Here is a 17,010-nt window from a genome sequence, read left to right on the forward strand (position 1 = left end):
ACGTAAGAAGCATTAGCTATGAAAGAAATATTAAAAAATTTAGTTGAAACGACAACGCTTCCTGAAGATAGTTATCTTGATCAAGATGCAGAAATTCTTGAAATTTTTGTTGAGGAAATTGAAGAAATCTTCGTTGAGTTAAATGCTTTATTTCCAGAATGGTTGTTACAGCCAGATCATCCGGAACATCTGAAGACTATTCGCCGCCATTTTCATACCCTGAAAGGTTCAGGCCGTATGGTTGGTGCAAAATCGGCCGGGGAAATGGCCTGGGCGGTTGAAGATACCCTGAATCGGGTGCTGTCCGGTTCCATTCAGCTGACAGCGACCGTGCAGAAATTTGCCCAGGCGGTACTGAATGTCTATCAATATGCGCTCTATCCAAAATTCAAACATGTGCAGCAAATCGATCTTGACCTGCGCCCAATGGTGCTGTTAGGACAACAATTACAACAACAAATTTCACCTGAGCCTGCGCTGGAAGAGTTATTAGGCCTGGCCGAATCCTTGACAGCCGAAGGTCAAATGACCGGGCTGGAAATTGCAGATCATGATCCGGCCGAATCTGTGTCGATACCAGAGACAGTAGGTGTGCCTGTTCGTAGTGATATCGAAGAGACTGTGGCCATCTTTATTGAAGAAGCCGAAGAGCATCTGGAAACGATTGCAACCTTCCTTCGGACACAAGACGAAAGATCCCAGGATTATAATGCCCTGATTCGTGCCATTCATACCTTGCGGGGTAGCTCGTCAATGGCGCAGATTGAGCAGATTTTTGAGGCCAGTTCCAAGGTTGAACAGTTATTTAAAACCTTGCTGCAAGATGAAATTGTCTCAACCTCAAAAGAAATTGCTTTACTGATTCAATATGCCGAATTTGTCAGTGATTATCTGCATTTATTGCGTCAGGGCGATACTGAAAAACTCGATACGGTGTATGCGACCTTTGAGCATGTCTGGCAGGATTATGGCTTTGCAGTCACTGAAACAGAGGCAGTTCAGACACAAGGTCTGGTATCGAAACTGGTTGAGCTGGATATTGACCTGTTGCTGGATGCCGAGTTTGAATTTGATAAACGTGCACAAGTCGATTATCCGGAATATATCCAGGCACTCAGCCAGCAGGCTGCAGAATTGCTGGCGCATACAGATAGCCGTGCGGCCAAGGGTATTCATGAATTCACGGCCGATCTGAAATCGGCCTATGATGCACTGCTTAAAAAACCGGTGCTATTAAACAGCGACTATGCTTATGAGCTGTTTGCACAGGCACATCAGGAATTTATCCATTTATTTGATACCCTGGCCGCAGGACAGCGTGTCATTCTAAATGATGAGATTCAAAAAACCTTAAGTGAGCTGTCGGCCTTTGTACAACAGGATCTTGAGATCTTTGCTGAAGATGCAGCAACTCCAGGTGTGGAGAGCAGTGCAGATGCCACACCAGCTGCTGAAACGCTTAGTTCCGGCAGTGTGGATTTTGCTGTCCTGAGCCAGCGGATTGCTACCGATCGTCAACAGCGGGAAAGTGCTGCAACCAATCGTGATTTCGATGAAGAATTGTTAAGTATCTTCCTGGAAGAAGCGGATGAATTGCTGGCAGGCATTGATGAAGATCTGAATACCTGGAGCAAAAAACAGGATGATACGACTTCACTGAACAATCTGATGCGTCATTTGCATACCTTAAAAGGTGGTGCAAACATGATTGCAGCTTCGCATATCGGTTTGATTGCGCATGAGCTGGAAAGCATTTATGAACGGGTAATCCGTCAGCAGATTGCGGTGACACCTGCTTTTATCCAGATTATCCGTCTGGTGCAGGACAACATTTCCGACCGTATTCAGTCCATTCGAGATGATGGCATTGATTATCCGGCGACTGAAGCGATTGCAATTCTGCAAAATATTCAGGCACTGGTTTCAGGCCAGTCTGTTGCTGTTGATGGTACTACGGCTGCAAATGAAGTGACAGAGGTTGAAACTACAGTAACGTCTGAACCGGAACTTGCAGCGTCAGCAAGCACTGAACTGCCTGCAACTGAGCTGACTGACCCAGAAGAACAGGTTGAAAGCACCGGAATAGAGTCTACTGAAGCTGTTGAAACTGAAGTTGAACGCTCTGAAGAAGATGAACTGAAATCCATTGTTGAAGAAACTTTCCTGGAAGAGTCCGAAGAAATTCTGGCCAATGCCGAGAAACTGCTCAATCAATGGTTTGATCAGCGTAGTGACCGTAGCCTGTTGCTGCAATTACAACGTGCTGCCCACAGTATCAAAGGTGGCGCACGTATGATTGAAGTGGAAGAAGTGGCCAGCATCGCCTATGAGCTGGAAAGCACTTTCGAGCAGTTTGCGGTCTATCAATTTAACTCGAATGCCTATGATGGCTTGTTGCAGAAAACACTGGCGTGGTTAAAACAGGCGATTTTCCAGCGCGATTATAGCAATTTTGAACAGATTCAAAGCAGTCTGAAAAAGATCGCCTATGTCGATGTCACTGCGCAATTACCGGAGCGTCTGGCAAAAACAGAACATCTGGTGGTCAGCACCGACTTTGGTTTTGTTGAAGGCGATGGTACTGAACCACCACAAATGATGGGTGAGTGGGCGAATACCGGCACTAGCGACAGCAATAACGAAATGATCCGTATCTCTGCGGATCTGGTCGAGAAGATGATTGACCTGTCTGGTGAGAACTCGATTAACCGTTCGCGTATCGAGATGGATCTGGGGCAGCTGGGCAATACCTTGAACGAGATGGAACTGGCGATCAAACGTCTGGCCGATCAGTTACGCCGCATGGAAGGCGAGCTGGAATCACAGATTATTGCCAAACACGGTTCAGAAAATTCGCGCTATGCCGACTTCGATCCGCTGGAAATGGACCAGTATTCCTCCTTGAACCAGTTGTCCAAATCTCTGGCAGAATCCGCATCGGATCTGGTCGACTTCAAGAGCACTCTGGCTGACAAGATTCGCGAAACGGAAGGTTTGTTACTACAACAATCACGTATTCAGGCCGAGATTCAGGAAAGTCTGATGCGTACCCGTCTGGTACCGTTTGACCGGATGTTGCCGCGTTTACAACGTATTGTGCGTCAAACTTCGACCACCTTGAACCGCCCTGCAGAACTGATCGTGCAGAATACCGAAGGTGAACTGGACCGTAACATTCTGGAACGTCTGGTCACCCCATTTGAGCACATGTTGCGTAATGCGATTGACCATGGTCTGGAAGATACCGCAGATCGTCTGGCCTTGAACAAGCCGGAAGTGGGTTCAATTATATTGAATATCAGCCGTCAAGGAACCGATGTGATTGTGTCGTTCAGTGATGATGGCAAGGGCATTGATGCGGAAAAAATTCGTGAAAAAGCCCTGAGTCTGGATCTGATCAAAGCTGAGCAGTCGATTGATCAGGATGAAATGCTGCAATATATTTTCCATCCTGGTTTCAGTACTGCAAAAGCAGTCACCCAGATTTCTGGTCGTGGCGTAGGTCTGGATGTGGTACAAAGCGAAATCAAACTGCTCGGTGGTCATGTATCGGTAAGTTCGGAGCTGGGCAAGGGCACGGTCTTCACAATTCGCGTACCGACCACGGTTGCGGTCAGTGATGCGCTGATGGTAAAAGTGGGCGATCAGCAATATGCGATTTCTCTGGCACAGATTGACCGTATTGTGCGGATTGCGCCAACTACACTGGAATCCTATTTCAGCAGCAAAGATGATTACTTCAAGATTGATGGTGACAACTACAAGCTGCGTTATCTGTCCGAATTTGTCGGCAACCAGCCTATTCCACGTCTGAATAATGTCGGCCATTCATTGCCGGTACTGCTGATTAAAGGCAACAGTGGCCAAACCATTGCCTTGCTGGTCGATCAGCTGGTAGGCTCTCGTGCACAGATTGTGGTGAAACCGATTGGGCAGCAGTTTGCCAATATCGGGGTAGTGGCCGGTGCCACGATTCTGGGTGATGGTCAGGTCTGTCTGATTCTGGATGGCCAGAATATTGCGCGTCAAATCCAGGCGACACAGCGTGTTAAACAGATCAATGAGCAGCGTGATGGTTCACGTTCTTCCAATGCACGCCGTCTGGTGATGATTGTCGATGACTCGGTGACAGTACGTAAGGTAACTTCGCGTCTGCTTGAACGTCAGGGCTATGATATTGTCACCGCCAAAGATGGTGTGGATGCAATCGAGCAGCTGGAAAATGTCAGACCGGATCTGATGTTGCTGGATATTGAAATGCCGCGTATGGATGGTTTTGAAGTGACCAATCTGGTTCGCCATCACGATATTCACCGTGATTTGCCGATTATCATGATTACCTCACGTACTGGCGAGAAGCATCGTGAACGGGCATTCAGTCTGGGCGTAACCCACTATATGGGTAAACCGTTCCAGGAAGCTGAACTGCTGGCCAATATTCAACAATTAATCGCTGAAAAACAGGGGTAATCGATGAGTCAGAGCAATTCGACAAGCAAAATGGCAGATCAGATTAGCCAGCAGGAACTTCAGCATCTGATTACGGTGTCTACCGGATTTATCGATGCCTATATCATTGACTGTCATGGCAAAGATCCGATGCTGTTGCCACAAAATATTGTCCTGTCGGCGCTGGACAGCAATACACAGGTCAAGACCGTAGAATGGCATGAAGCACAATTGCCAGTCTATGCTGTCAATGAACCTTCACGTCATAATGGTGTGGCACTGGTCATTGAAGGGGATGAAATTAGCCAGCGTTTTGCCTTGATGTGCAATGAAATGCCAAAAACTATCCGGATCCGTATTTCTGAAGTGGTCGATGTCGATCAGCCAGTCAATGATCCCGCCATCTTTCAATATGTACGCATGGATGAAAAGCTGTTCCATATCCCGAATATGAGCCATATTCAGGCTTCAATCGGACTTTAAGTAAAAAACCGAGCAATAAAAAAGGAACTCTAGAGAGTTCCTTTTTTATTCTGTAATCAGCAGACTTAGTCCGCAAGCAAATTCACCAGAATCTGTTCATAAATTTCAGCCAGTGGCTCCAGGTCGGCAATATCAACATGCTCATTGATCTGGTGGATGGTGGCATTTAACACTCCAAGTTCTAGAACCTGTGCACCTGTCGGCGCAATAAAGCGGCCATCTGAGGTTCCGCCTGAGGTAGAAAGTTCGGTTTCAGTGCCTGTGACATTTAAAATGGCGCTCTTTGCAGCATTGACCAGCTCACCGGCCGGGGTCAGGAAAGGTAAGCCAGACAGGGTCCAGGAAATATCATAGTCCACGCCGTGACGATCCAGGATTTCCAAAGTACGTGCTTTAAGTTCTTCGGCAGTCACTTCAGTTGAATAACGGAAGTTAAACAGCAGGTTCGCAGTACCAGGAATAACGTTGGTCGCGCCCGTACCTGAGTTGATGTTAGAAATCTGGAATGTGGTTGCCGGGAAATATTCATTGCCATGGTCCCAGACAGTGTCACACAGCTCGGCAATGGCTTTCGAGGCCATATGAATTGGGTTTACTGCCAGATGCGGATAAGCCACATGCCCTTGTTTACCCTTTACAGTCAGCTTGGCATTTAAAGAGCCACGACGGCCATTTTTAACAATATCACCGAGTTTGTGGGTACTTGAAGGTTCACCGACCAGACACCAGGTAATTTTCTCATTACGTGCTTCAAGGGTCTCAATGACTTTCACTGTGCCATTAATTGACGGGCCTTCCTCATCTGAAGTAATCAGGTAGCTAATTGAACCTTTATGGTTTGGGTATTTTTCTACAAAACGTTCCGTAGCCACCACCATGGCAGCCAAGGCAGTTTTCATGTCGGCACTGCCACGACCATAAAGTTTGCCTTCACGGATTTCTGGCAGGAAAGGATCCGAGTTCCAGGCATCCAGGTTACCCGTTGGCACCACATCGGTATGGCCAGCAAAACAGAATACCGGATCTTTGGTGCCTTTACGTGCCCAGATATTATCTACATCGTCAAAACGCATGGATTCAATATTGAAACCAATTTTCTTTAAACGTTCTGCCATAATATTCTGGCAGTCATGATCAATAGGTGTGACAGAAGGCTGACGTAATAGTTGCAGGCTTAAATCGAGGGTAGCGGAAGAGCTCATGCGGGGGGTTCAACAGTCGATAATTTTCTCGGCTCTATAATAGGCGAATATAGCTTTGAATGTGAACGATGGATATAAAAAAACCCTATCTGAGATAGGGTTCTATGAGCATTCCAGAAAAAACTAGTTTTTACGGATTTCGTCAGAAGTTTTTTCAGCAGTATTGGTTACTGCATCGCCCGCTTTAGACACATCTTTACCCATGCCTTTTACAGTGTTACAGCCAGTTAGTACAAAAGCCATCATTAATGAAGCAGCAAGAATTTTTTTCATCATCATCTCCGTATAATCAATAATAAAATTATTATGATGTGGAACTTAGAGTAGAAAATATACGCACTAAAAAATATGTGGTTTTCATAGTGCTTCGGTTAATAAATGTAATGCTTTATAGGGGCTTATGTGATGGATGCTGGATCAGCACCGGTTTGCGATACATATAAAAGTCATTGGTATCCGGTTTTTTATACAGACCATCAGTCCACCAGGCCGCAGCCAAACTGCTCGGCTGTGCTTGCGGATAAATCCATTCATGCCGTTGCAGGCGATAGAAACCGTGCTGTGCAGCAGGAATATGCTGCCCCCATAAACCCAGTCGACGCTCGGTATTGATCCAGTTGGGAATGGGCTGATCGGCAAGCGGGACAGGAAGGTATAACTGTCCTTTAAGAATGCAAAAACGTTTTTGAATCGGATGTGCCAAGGCCTCATCAAACTGGAACTGTTTTTGTGTGAAATGGTTCATTTTTCTGATCAGGGTGTCGGTGCGGTTCAGACCATACCAATGCGGCAGACTAAAATCTGCTTCAGCCAGATAATATTTCAGTGCAACTTCCCAATGTTCAATCTGGCCAGTATTAGTATTGCGAAGCAAGAAATCCAGTTCACCCAAGGTTTTTGCACCCGCAATTTTTTGAATGCTGTGACCGAGCAACTGATAGGGATGATAAGCTTCATCGAGTAGCCAGAACCAGACCAGCATTTCAAAACGCAGCCCCAAACGCGTGCTTTTCAGTTGCCGGACAAACTCGATCAGTTCTTCTGGATGCTGATCGAGGAATTCGAGCCGAGGCTGATAATGGCTGAGATGTTGCCGCCAGGTCTGGCTGTCATGCAGTTCAAAAGCATGAATGACTTCAAATTGATCCGGCACACGAGACAGGATATTTGGGCTGCCAACCGCAAATGCCAGTTGACGCACCAGAGGATGTTGATAACGTTGCCATGCTTCTACAAGATTCTGATTCAAACTGGAAAAGGGCATGGTACAACCTGTGATAAGTGCAGAAATACAACGGACAGTATGCAAAAACACTTTATACTACCTGAATTCCGCGGCTAGGGTAGATTTATGAAAGTGTTGTTTTGGCGAAGTCTGGTGGTGCTGTTTGTGATCCTGGGCTTTATCGGTGCAATCTTGCCGGGTATGCCAACAACGGTCTTTTTAATTCTTGCTGCCTGGGCGGCCTCCAAAGGCTGGCCGCAAATGGATGACTGGTTATTGAATCACCCCAAATACGGCCCGACCCTAAGGGACTGGCGCGCGCACGGGACTGTACCGCGCAAGGCAAAATGGCTTGCCAGTATCATGATGCTGATTAGCGCGACTATCATGCTGTTTACCACGGCACCATTGGCAGTAAAAGCTTTCACCAATATTACCATGCTGATTGTGGCGATCTGGTTATGGCGACGTCCTGAACCGGATCAGGTTGTTCCTCATCAAGAAATTATTCATACTGAAAAGACAGAAATAAAGTCGAATACAGAGTTAAACAAAGTCGAGTCAGAGAAAAACAAGTCATGAGTATCTTGCAACTGGATCAGGCAGATATCCTGATTGATCTTGCCAACCAAAAACTATATCTGCCACATTTAAACAAAGAATATCTGATTTCCAGTGGCAAAAATGGCATTGGTGAAACTGAAAATAGTGGCAAGACTCCACGCGGCTGGCACAAGATCGCTGAAAAAATTGGTCAGAATGCAGCTTTAAACAGCGTATTTGTGGCGCGTCAGGCAACGGGTGAAATTTATAATGCCGAATTGGCCGCAGCATTTCCGCAACGTGACTGGATCCTGACCCGTATTTTGTGGCTGAGTGGTTTAGAAGCCGGATTTAACCAGGGTGAGGGCTGCGATACCTATCAGCGTTATATTTATATTCATGGCACACCAGATACTGAAGCAATGGGGGAGCCCCTGTCGCATGGTTGTATCCGTATGCGTAATCCGGAGATCGCTGAACTGTTTGACCTGGTTGCTGAGAATGCCTTGGTATATATCTCGGAACAGGCATTGGATATGGATATGCTGAAAATCTCATATGTCAGATAAAAGGACATAGCCTCAAGTTATGTGAAAAATCTTTTATTTTTGCTGACTGACTTGAATAAATAGATCTATTTTAAAAGCTGGCCAAGGCTGATCTAAAGTATATTTTTATGGCGTGCGAATAGAGTAATTACAATCCAGAAATCAGTCCAACCCTGATTTCCAGTATTAAAACCAGCTCATGTGGCGTGATTACATCAACACAACGTCGAGTATTTTAAAGCTTTGTATAATCCTTGAGCAGAGTTCAAGCATGTTGCGTGGGGAGCCTGAAATCTCGCAAGGCAAGATAGGAAATTTTGCTGTAGTTTTCATTATGAAGATTAAAAAATTTCGGTAGAGACTTAAAAAATAAACAAAAAGTGTTGTTTTTTTTAACAAATAACCTATTTTTTAATCACTCACACCTAAAAAGTAGAAAACATTCCGAAAAGCGTTTGACAGGCTGTGCAGATTCTCTATAATGCACCCATCAAACGATGATAGACGTTTAGAAAGGGCGCTTAGCTCAGTTGGTAGAGCGTCTGCCTTACAAGCAGAATGTCGGCGGTTCGATCCCGTCAGCGCCCACCAAGCTCTTTCATGTTGAGACCTTATAGTTGCAGCGGTAGTTCAGTTGGTTAGAATACCGGCCTGTCACGCCGGGGGTCGCGGGTTCGAGCCCCGTCCGCTGCGCCACTTTAAGATCTTGATTTTCGTTTGCCACAATAGCGACATTGTGTAAATGCAGCGGTAGTTCAGTTGGTTAGAATATCGGCCTGTCACGCCGAGGGTCGCGGGTTCGAGTCCCGTCCGCTGCGCCATTTACATGATAGACCTTTTGAGGGCGCTTAGCTCAGTTGGTAGAGCGTCTGCCTTACAAGCAGAATGTCGGCGGTTCGATCCCGTCAGCGCCCACCATAATCTTTTGCGATGCAGCGGTAGTTCAGTTGGTTAGAATACCGGCCTGTCACGCCGGGGGTCGCGGGTTCGAGCCCCGTCCGCTGCGCCATTCCAAAAGAAATTAAATTTAGGTCCCTGAGCTTAAATTTGATTAAACTAAAGATTGACACTCTTTATCAGGGCGCTTAGCTCAGTTGGTAGAGCGTCTGCCTTACAAGCAGAATGTCGGCGGTTCGATCCCGTCAGCGCCCACCAGATTCTTACGATGCAGCGGTAGTTCAGTTGGTTAGAATACCGGCCTGTCACGCCGGGGGTCGCGGGTTCGAGCCCCGTCCGCTGCGCCATCCTAAGATGAGAGGCTTAAATTCCTGAGATTTAAGTTTTCAAGATACCAAGACACCTTGTCTTGCGTCATAAAAAACAACCCTGTTGTTTTTCTCAGGGCGCTTAGCTCAGTTGGTAGAGCGTCTGCCTTACAAGCAGAATGTCGGCGGTTCGATCCCGTCAGCGCCCACCATATCTTTCTTGCCTAAATCCTGAATATTTCATAGAATTTGAAGTCTATAATAATTTGAAGATTTCATGACGATGAGAAATCCATATCAGCGCAAGGCAGCGACCAGATCCCAGACTGCATACGATCCTCAACACCTCTATAAACAGTATATTGAAGCTATTGTCGCGAATGCCGGCATTTTTGCGTTATATCAGGATGGCTGGGCCTTATGTGCGACTCCGACCGGACAACGTGCATTTGCCTGCTGGCACAGTAAAAGTCTGGCCAGACTGCTGATTAAAGACAATTGGGTAAATTATGCTATTCAGGAGATTAGTCTCAAGGATTTTGTTGAGAAAGTGATTCCCTTTTTACGTCAGGAAAGCACCATTGTCTCGCTTGATCTGACCCCAGAAGGACAAAATATTCTGGTGGCACCAGAAAAATTATTACTGGATATTAAAAATTATCTGTATCAGATTTATGTGCAAAAGCCGGAACTGTTTAAAAATCCGGATATGCCTTTACCGCGGCAGATCCGCTTACATTAATTTTTGATTTTTAATCAGGTGATTTGCAGAATGAATATTCATGCAATAGCCAACCCTTAATCAAAGCAAAATATTCGCGCAACCATGAATTGTAACGAGCCTGCGGAGGCGTGTTGGCACTCAGGCTGATCACGTGCTGATAGCCTTGATGTCTGGCAATCGCGCGGGCACGCGGGCTATGAAAATCATTGGTCACAATCACAATGGGCTCATTGCGGCCAATATTCTGCTGTTTCAAGATTGCCTGGGAATATTGCAGGTTTTGTTGGGTACTTCTGCTCTGATCTTCCAGGCGAATGGGATTTTTGAGCTGCGGATAGTGGCTATAAATATAATTTTGCATGACTTCAGCTTCGCTCTGTTTTTCCCGAAAATTTCGTCCCCCTGTCATAATCATCAAGGTATCTGGATATTGTTGTGCATACTTTGCTGCTGTATCCAGACGACTTTTTAAGCTGGGTGATGGCTGGCCCTGATTAATACCACTCCCTAGGACCAAAATCGCTGCAGCAGGTTGTGCTGGAAGATTTGAGTTGATCGACATCTGGATATAAGCGAAAAACATCGCGACACTGATTATCCAGAGTAAAAATCCGCTCCAGAGACTGTTCCACAGCAAGGTTCTAAAGCGAGAATTCTGTTTCCAGCGCTGAATAGAAGAAAAAAGCACAGCATACAGAATCAGTCCTGTACCCATCAGGAGAGACAGATTGATGGCAAAATGCCTTTGACCTTGGCTCAGTAACCACATGCTATGGATGCAGAGGATCAAGCCAAAGATCAGACTGAGACTACGTTTCAGGAGAGTGAGCATCCAGGTTTCCTTTTTTCTTATTTATATTCTTATTATTGCGTTTAGATCTTCAATAAAAAACCGGGCTATTGCGCCCGGTTTTTAGCATATCAGATTATCTTAATAGACATCACGACGATAACGTCCTTCTTGACGTAATTGATCGAGTGCTGTTTCCCCAAGAATGTCATTCAGGGCCTGATCGACATCACTGGCCATACCATTGATACTGCCGCAAACATAGATCACCGCACCCTGAGCAATCCAGGCTTTTAGTTCTTCGGCCTGCTCACGCAATTTGTGGTGCACGTAGACTTTTTCCTGCTGATCACGAGAGAAGGCCAGATCGAGACGTTTCAGGGTTCCCATTTGCAGCCAGGCCTGAATGGTTTCTTCAAAAAAGAAATCATGTTCACGCTGACGTTCACCAAAGATCAGCCAGTTCTGGTTATAGTCCTGACGGTTACGTGAACTGAGCAGACTTAGCAAACCTGCAATACCGGTACCATTACCAATACAAATAATTGGACGGTTGTCATCAATCAGATGGAAAGATTCATTGCTGCGAATACGCAGGGCAACCGGTGCATTCAGGGCTGCATGCTGGGTGAGCCAGCCTGAACCCAGGCCTAACTGGCCTTGGGCATCGGCCTGCTGACGTACCACCAGACGTAAAACCTGCTGGCTTGGAATACTGGCAATCGAGTATTCACGTGTTGCCAGCGTCGGTAACTGCTGAAGCAGCTGATCCAGAGAATCAAAAGGTTTAAGCTGAGTCAGATCCCGATCCCAAAGCGCGCGTTCAATACTTTGCTGCAGGGAAGGTACCTGTGTCCCGGCAGCAATATTGTTTTGTTGCATAAATGCCTGAATACGTTCCGGACTATTACCCGGCTGAATTTCGGCAATATCACCAGCCTGCCAGATGGCTTCATGCTCAGGAACCAGTTCGATATTAAAGGCAGGGGCACCCAGACTGCCCGGATTGAGGACTTCACGTTTAGTCAATGTCCACTGGTCAAAAATCTTATCAATGCCCATTGCCTGCAGTTCCAGTCGGGTCACTTGTGCCAGTGCCGTATTCCATTGCTGAATGTGCTGGTTATTGGCATTGTCCACTTCAATGGTGCTGAATAGCTGCTGGGCACCATTTTGTTGTAACCACTGATCAATACGATGACCAAAACTGCAATAACTGTCCGGATATTCCTGAGAGCCCAAGGCCAATACTGCATAATTTAAATGCCGCAGATCGGCTTTGGCAGACAGGATCTTTTTCTCAAAAGAAGCGGCCAGATCTGGTGCTTCACCCGTACCATAAGTACTGGCAACAAATAATAGCTGTTCGGTTTGCTGTAAATCGGCAAGTGTCAGTTGTTGTACCGGTTTCACGCTTGCCGGCTGGCGTGCTTCCTGCAAAGCAGTTGCTGTACGCCAGGCCAGTTGTTCCGCGACACCCGTTTGCGATGCATAAGCAATCAACCACGGTTTGGCATTTTCATCCAGGTCCACTGCAGTGGCACCCTGACGGGCTGCCAAAGTGAGACGCTTCTGTTTACGACGTTTCAGATACAGCATCCAGCCTGTCACAAAGAACAATGGCATTAACAAGGCTGCGACCATTGCAAAGAACTGGTAGAACGGGCCGAAGAAGCTGCCACGATGCACGGGTAACATGCTGCTCATGATTTTTTCATTCAGCTTTTTATCTTCATACAGCTCAACTTCGCTAAATTCTGCTGTCTGGTAATTATAAGTGGCACTATTGCGCGCACGTTCATGCTGAGCTACCGGATCGACAAAGCTAAGCTGCATGTTGCCGTCCGGTTTTTTCGGAAGATTAAAGGTTACCGTCGAATATTTGTCTGAAAATTCAGTACTAAACCCGATCCAGCTCTGATCCAGGGCACGAACAATACCTTCTGGAGTGATCGCTGCTTCCCGTCCTTCACCCCGCGAGCCGCGTTCGCCACCTTGACGGCCCTCACCGCGATGATTGCCGGGATTGGCCTGCATGGCAGGCTGTGGACGTTCCACCCCCAGCACCTTGAACATCCCGCTACGCCACCAGTCATAGGACCAGTACAGACCGGTGCAGGCTAAAAGCAGATAGAAAATCACCACCCAGGTGCCGACGACGGCATGCAGATCCCAGATAAAATTACGGCCTTTCAGCTGTGGTTTGACAAACAACCATTGCTTGATTGAATGACGTTTTGGCCAGCGCAGGTAAAGACCGGACAAGACAAAAAAGATCAGCATCAGGGTACAGGCACCGGTAATCTGTTTGCCGACCGGGCCAACCGTCAGGTTACGATGCAATTGCTGAATAAACTGGAAAAATTCCCGACCCTTAATTTCAGGCAAGACTTCGGCCGTATAGGGGTTGATCAGGATGTTCTGACCGCGCCGTGCTCCTTCTTTGACAATATTTACGGTACTCGAAGCACTTGGATCTTGTGCCACGGTAATACTGTTGATCTGCATCTCAGGGGCAGTCCTGTGAAAATGCTGATACAGCTGGGCCGGCGTAAGCTTGTCACCTTGCTGAACCTGAACCGTGTAACTGTCGGTATTTATCCATTTTAAGATTTGTTGTTCGTATGAATAAATTGCGCCAGTGACCCCCATTAACGAGAGGATTAAACCTGCTGTAATCCCCAGAAACCAGTGGATTTGGAAAAATGTCTTTTTAAACATGGGCGTCAGATCAAGGGTGCGATTGATAAAAGTGGGCAAATTATAACTGAACTTTAATACTGAATTATAGATGTTGAGGATAATATTTATTCTCATTATCATTTATCTTTTTATGATGAAAAAAAACCTCCATGCCGGGGCAGGAGGTTTTTATTGAAACGGGTACGGTTTAGATTTGTTTGGCTGCGCCAACTTCTGCTTCTAGATGCTTACGGATCGTATTGAAAGAAAAGTTTTTGCTGTCCAGACGTTTAGGCAGGATATAAGCACCTTGCTGGCCTTTTACTTTAAAATTGACCAACATGAATTCTGGTGTGTTGTACCATTCATAAATGTCTTTCCAGCTGATCGCGCCCACACCTTCTTGCAGGCCCATTTTCTGGCGCATTATGATGCCGTGCGGTTGAACGCCCAGACGAACACCTTTGATTTCCTGTACCGGAAATTCGTTCATCTTGCGTTTAACATACCATTCCAGACCAAAGGTACGGATCAGGTAATACAACACCACACAGGCAATCGCCACCCAGCAGAACACGGTTGAATAGTTCTTAAGAAGCAGAAGGCCCAGAATAGAAAGTGCAACAACAGCACCCATGATCAGCCAGGCTTTCATGCCTATTTTATTGGTACTACGCCAGATCACCAGCTGAGCATGACGCTGCTCGGCTTCGGAAATTTCATAGTTCACAGGCTGTAAGGTATAAGCGTATAAATTTTTCGCGGTCATAGTGAAACTAGCAGATTTAAAACTGTAAAAAGTTTAGCACTAATTGTACCAATTCAGTGAGTATATTGTTCCAAAATCATCCAAATTATAATGAACCGAGTTCGGTCGCCTGTTCATCACGCTCATGACTCAAACTTTGTTTCAACTGGCTTAACTGATTTAAAATACTGAACATTAAAGATAGCTGCTGCAAAATGATCAGAGATTTCTGATCCTGTTCCTGATCATGAGACAGGCGCTGTCGAATACTGACAATCAGATTTTGTGCGCTTAAATCGGGCATTTCATCTCGCAGTAATGCACCACGAATGTTCTCCAACGATTGATCGAGTAAATTCAGGATGTCCTGATCCTCAATTTTTTCCCGGTGTGCGCCCAGCGCTGCGATATAACTGATAAAGGTATGGTTCAGACACAGGAACTCAAAGGCCAGCGATTTTTGCACCGGATCAATATCCGGTTCAGTGGCCAGGGTTGAAATCAGCGAGGCCACCTCGGCATCGGTATTGTGTGCAGCACGACGTACAATCCGATATTTCAGACCATTATTGCGCCCTGATTTATATTGCTCGATGACTTCACTTAAATAATCCGCCTCGGCCTGCAAGCTGCGTGTAATACTGCGCGGCAAACGTCGGAATTTCCAGTCTGGAAAAATAAAGCTGACCCCGAACCAGGCAATCGCACAGCCAATCAGGGTGTCAATCATGCGCGGGACGGCCGCAGCAAAGCCCATGCCGTCTAAATTAAAGTTGATCAGCGCCAGAATGGTAATAAAGGCAGTGGCCTGGGCATACTGTTTACTGCGCAATTCAAAGAACAGGATTCCACTCAAGACCAGAATTAATAATTGCCCCTCGACAGAAGGCACAAAATACAGAATGGCATAACCGAGAATAATCCCCACCAGTGTACCGACAATACGCAGACGTAAACGCCGTTTGGTGGCGTTAAAGTTTGGCTGGCTGACAAACAGGGCCGTCAATAAAATCCAGTAACCATATTCAATATTACTGACCTGTACGAAGATATAGCTGATCAGCAACACAATGGACAGGCGGATGGCATGCCGGAACAGCACCGACTCGGGAGTAAGGTGCTGTTTAATTCGAACCTTGATATCCTCCCAGCCTTTAAGGTCATCATCCCTGAGCTGGTTTTCGATATGTTTAAAACGCTCGGATTTGATACTTTGCTCGGTTTCCAGGTTGCGTAACTGGGCATCAATCGATTTCAGGTTCTGAAAGAGTGAAAATAACGCATTAATCCAGACCTGATCATAATGCTGATCCTGACGTAATTTATCCAGAGACAGGCGGAGGTTGTCAAAAGCATGCTTGAAACGTTTGTTATGCACATAAGGCTTGCGCTGCAACAGACTTTCACTCAGATCCTTACAGGCTTTGCCCTGAATGGACATGATGCGCTGAAAGCGGAATAGGATATCGCTATGCTGGAAAATCTTGGCCAGTTTCTGATAATCGATATGCGCTGAATCGGCACGTTCATGAATATCCTGCGCCACAAAATAATAATGCAGACTGCGACGGGTATCTTTTTGCCCACGGTCACCTTTGAGGCGGGTCAGCAGGGCGGTTTTCATTTCATTAAAAATCGCAATCAGTTTGCCATTTTCAAGAGAAAGCTCAATCATGCTCTGCTGATAACTGGTTGGTGTCATGTCCACATCAAACAGATTGGACTTGGCATATAAAAAATCACCCAGCGAGGAATAGGAGGTGGCAAGCTTGTCTTGCGCCAGCCGGGTAGGAAATACCAAAAAGCTGAGGGTCGACAGAATGCCATACCACATCGCGCCGATAACCAGTAAGCCGGCCTGCTTATACCATTCATCAAACAGCTCAACGCCGAGCATGGCATAGACTGAAACCACCAGACAGCCATAGGAAATCGTGGCATAGCGCCTGCCCAGTGAGCCGAGCAGAATCAGGCCAATACAGGAAACAATCAAAGCCAGGGCGAACAGCGGCGGATAAGGATAGAGCAGATAAACGCCAACCGCAGTAATAAAGAAACCCATGTAGGTATATAGCAGATTGAGAATACGCACCGAAAAGCGGTCATCAATATCGCTTAAACCGGCTGCGACCACGCCTAAAGTCAGGGGAATCGTCATCAATTGTTGCCCCATAAAATAGGGAACAAAGGCGGTACCTGCAAATGCCGTCATCATTCGCAGGTTATACATCAAGGTCGTATTATAGGTGGTTTGCTTGAGACGAGTGAGCCAAGATTTCAAAGGTCGTCCTTTATACTGCAGTCTTACAGGTGAATCTGAATATGCCAATGAAAAATAGTAGGTTTATAAAATTTCATTTCAAGTTAAATCATACTATGCACTGTGTTAACTTGTCTGCATATTAGCGCTT

12 protein-coding genes and 8 tRNA genes are annotated in these 17,010 nt (G+C 46.2%); 13 read left to right on the top strand and 7 right to left on the bottom strand.

Translation table 11 applies throughout. From position 1 onward, the window contains the following. The first annotated feature begins 18 nt into the window (after positions 1–18). A complete protein-coding gene (locus AC3IT7_RS03385) occupies positions 19–4,470 on the top strand; it encodes a hybrid sensor histidine kinase/response regulator (RefSeq protein ID WP_489249401.1) in 4,452 nt (1,483 codons plus the stop codon). Positions 4,471–4,473: 3 nt separating this feature from the next. Beyond that, entirely contained in the window at positions 4,474–4,932 is a 459-nt protein-coding gene (locus AC3IT7_RS03390) for a hypothetical protein (protein WP_475653569.1), read from the top strand. A 65-nt stretch (positions 4,933–4,997) separates the two neighbouring features. Here AC3IT7_RS03390 and dapE read toward each other — a convergent pair whose 3' ends face one another. From dapE to AC3IT7_RS03405, 3 genes are all read right to left on the bottom strand, one after another. Further along, positions 4,998–6,134 (bottom strand): succinyl-diaminopimelate desuccinylase, encoded by a 1,137-nt coding sequence (gene dapE / locus AC3IT7_RS03395; RefSeq protein WP_489249402.1) that lies wholly within the window; start codon positions 6,132–6,134, stop codon positions 4,998–5,000. Positions 6,135–6,257: 123 nt separating this feature from the next. After that, positions 6,258–6,410 (bottom strand): entericidin A/B family lipoprotein, encoded by a 153-nt coding sequence (locus tag AC3IT7_RS03400; protein ID WP_475653571.1) that lies wholly within the window; start codon positions 6,408–6,410, stop codon positions 6,258–6,260. Positions 6,411–6,522: 112 nt separating this feature from the next. Continuing rightward, the gene (locus AC3IT7_RS03405; RefSeq protein ID WP_489249403.1) at positions 6,523–7,398 is read right to left on the bottom strand and encodes a DUF1853 family protein; all 876 of its coding nucleotides are present in this window, start codon (positions 7,396–7,398) and stop codon (positions 6,523–6,525) included. An 87-nt stretch (positions 7,399–7,485) separates the two neighbouring features. Here AC3IT7_RS03405 and AC3IT7_RS03410 point away from each other — a divergent pair, with 87 nt between their 5' ends. From AC3IT7_RS03410 to AC3IT7_RS03460, 11 genes are all read left to right on the top strand, one after another. Next, positions 7,486–7,941, top strand: coding sequence for a YbaN family protein (locus tag AC3IT7_RS03410; protein ID WP_489249404.1), 456 nt, complete (start codon positions 7,486–7,488; stop codon positions 7,939–7,941). Then, the gene (elsL, locus tag AC3IT7_RS03415; protein ID WP_489249405.1) at positions 7,938–8,471 is read left to right on the top strand and encodes a cell wall-recycling L,D-carboxypeptidase ElsL; all 534 of its coding nucleotides are present in this window, start codon (positions 7,938–7,940) and stop codon (positions 8,469–8,471) included. The genes AC3IT7_RS03410 and elsL overlap by 4 nt, the downstream gene beginning before the upstream one ends. A gap of 494 nt (positions 8,472–8,965) precedes the next feature. After that, a tRNA-Val gene (locus AC3IT7_RS03420) sits at positions 8,966–9,041 on the top strand. A 28-nt stretch (positions 9,042–9,069) separates the two neighbouring features. After that, positions 9,070–9,146, top strand: a tRNA-Asp gene (locus AC3IT7_RS03425). A 48-nt stretch (positions 9,147–9,194) separates the two neighbouring features. Next, positions 9,195–9,271, top strand: a tRNA-Asp gene (locus tag AC3IT7_RS03430). A gap of 21 nt (positions 9,272–9,292) precedes the next feature. Next, positions 9,293–9,368, top strand: a tRNA-Val gene (locus tag AC3IT7_RS03435). 14 nt (positions 9,369–9,382) lie between these two features. Then, positions 9,383–9,459 (top strand) — tRNA-Asp (locus tag AC3IT7_RS03440). A 70-nt stretch (positions 9,460–9,529) separates the two neighbouring features. Next, a tRNA-Val gene (locus AC3IT7_RS03445) sits at positions 9,530–9,605 on the top strand. A gap of 12 nt (positions 9,606–9,617) precedes the next feature. Then, a tRNA-Asp gene (locus AC3IT7_RS03450) sits at positions 9,618–9,694 on the top strand. 97 nt (positions 9,695–9,791) lie between these two features. Next, positions 9,792–9,867, top strand: a tRNA-Val gene (locus tag AC3IT7_RS03455). 71 nt (positions 9,868–9,938) lie between these two features. Next, positions 9,939–10,397: a DUF2750 domain-containing protein gene (locus tag AC3IT7_RS03460; protein ID WP_489249406.1), complete on the top strand. Its 459-nt coding sequence runs from the start codon at positions 9,939–9,941 to the stop codon at positions 10,395–10,397. A gap of 10 nt (positions 10,398–10,407) precedes the next feature. On the opposite strand, the gene AC3IT7_RS03465 is transcribed toward AC3IT7_RS03460, so the two are convergent. The 4 genes from AC3IT7_RS03465 to yccS form a co-directional block, all read right to left on the bottom strand. Then, positions 10,408–11,211 (bottom strand): YdcF family protein, encoded by an 804-nt coding sequence (locus tag AC3IT7_RS03465; protein ID WP_489249407.1) that lies wholly within the window; start codon positions 11,209–11,211, stop codon positions 10,408–10,410. 99 nt (positions 11,212–11,310) lie between these two features. Continuing rightward, complete coding sequence (locus tag AC3IT7_RS03470) at positions 11,311–13,890, bottom strand: PepSY domain-containing protein (protein ID WP_489249408.1); 2,580 nt, start codon at positions 13,888–13,890, stop codon at positions 11,311–11,313. Positions 13,891–14,059: 169 nt separating this feature from the next. Further along, entirely contained in the window at positions 14,060–14,620 is a 561-nt protein-coding gene (locus tag AC3IT7_RS03475) for a YcxB family protein (protein WP_005097830.1), read from the bottom strand. An 85-nt stretch (positions 14,621–14,705) separates the two neighbouring features. Continuing rightward, positions 14,706–16,880, bottom strand: a complete 2,175-nt coding sequence (yccS, locus tag AC3IT7_RS03480; protein WP_489249409.1) for a YccS family putative transporter — start codon at positions 16,878–16,880, stop codon at positions 14,706–14,708. Positions 16,881–17,010: the final 130 nt, after the last annotated feature.

The organism is Acinetobacter sp. KH_038 (assembly GCF_057839405.1).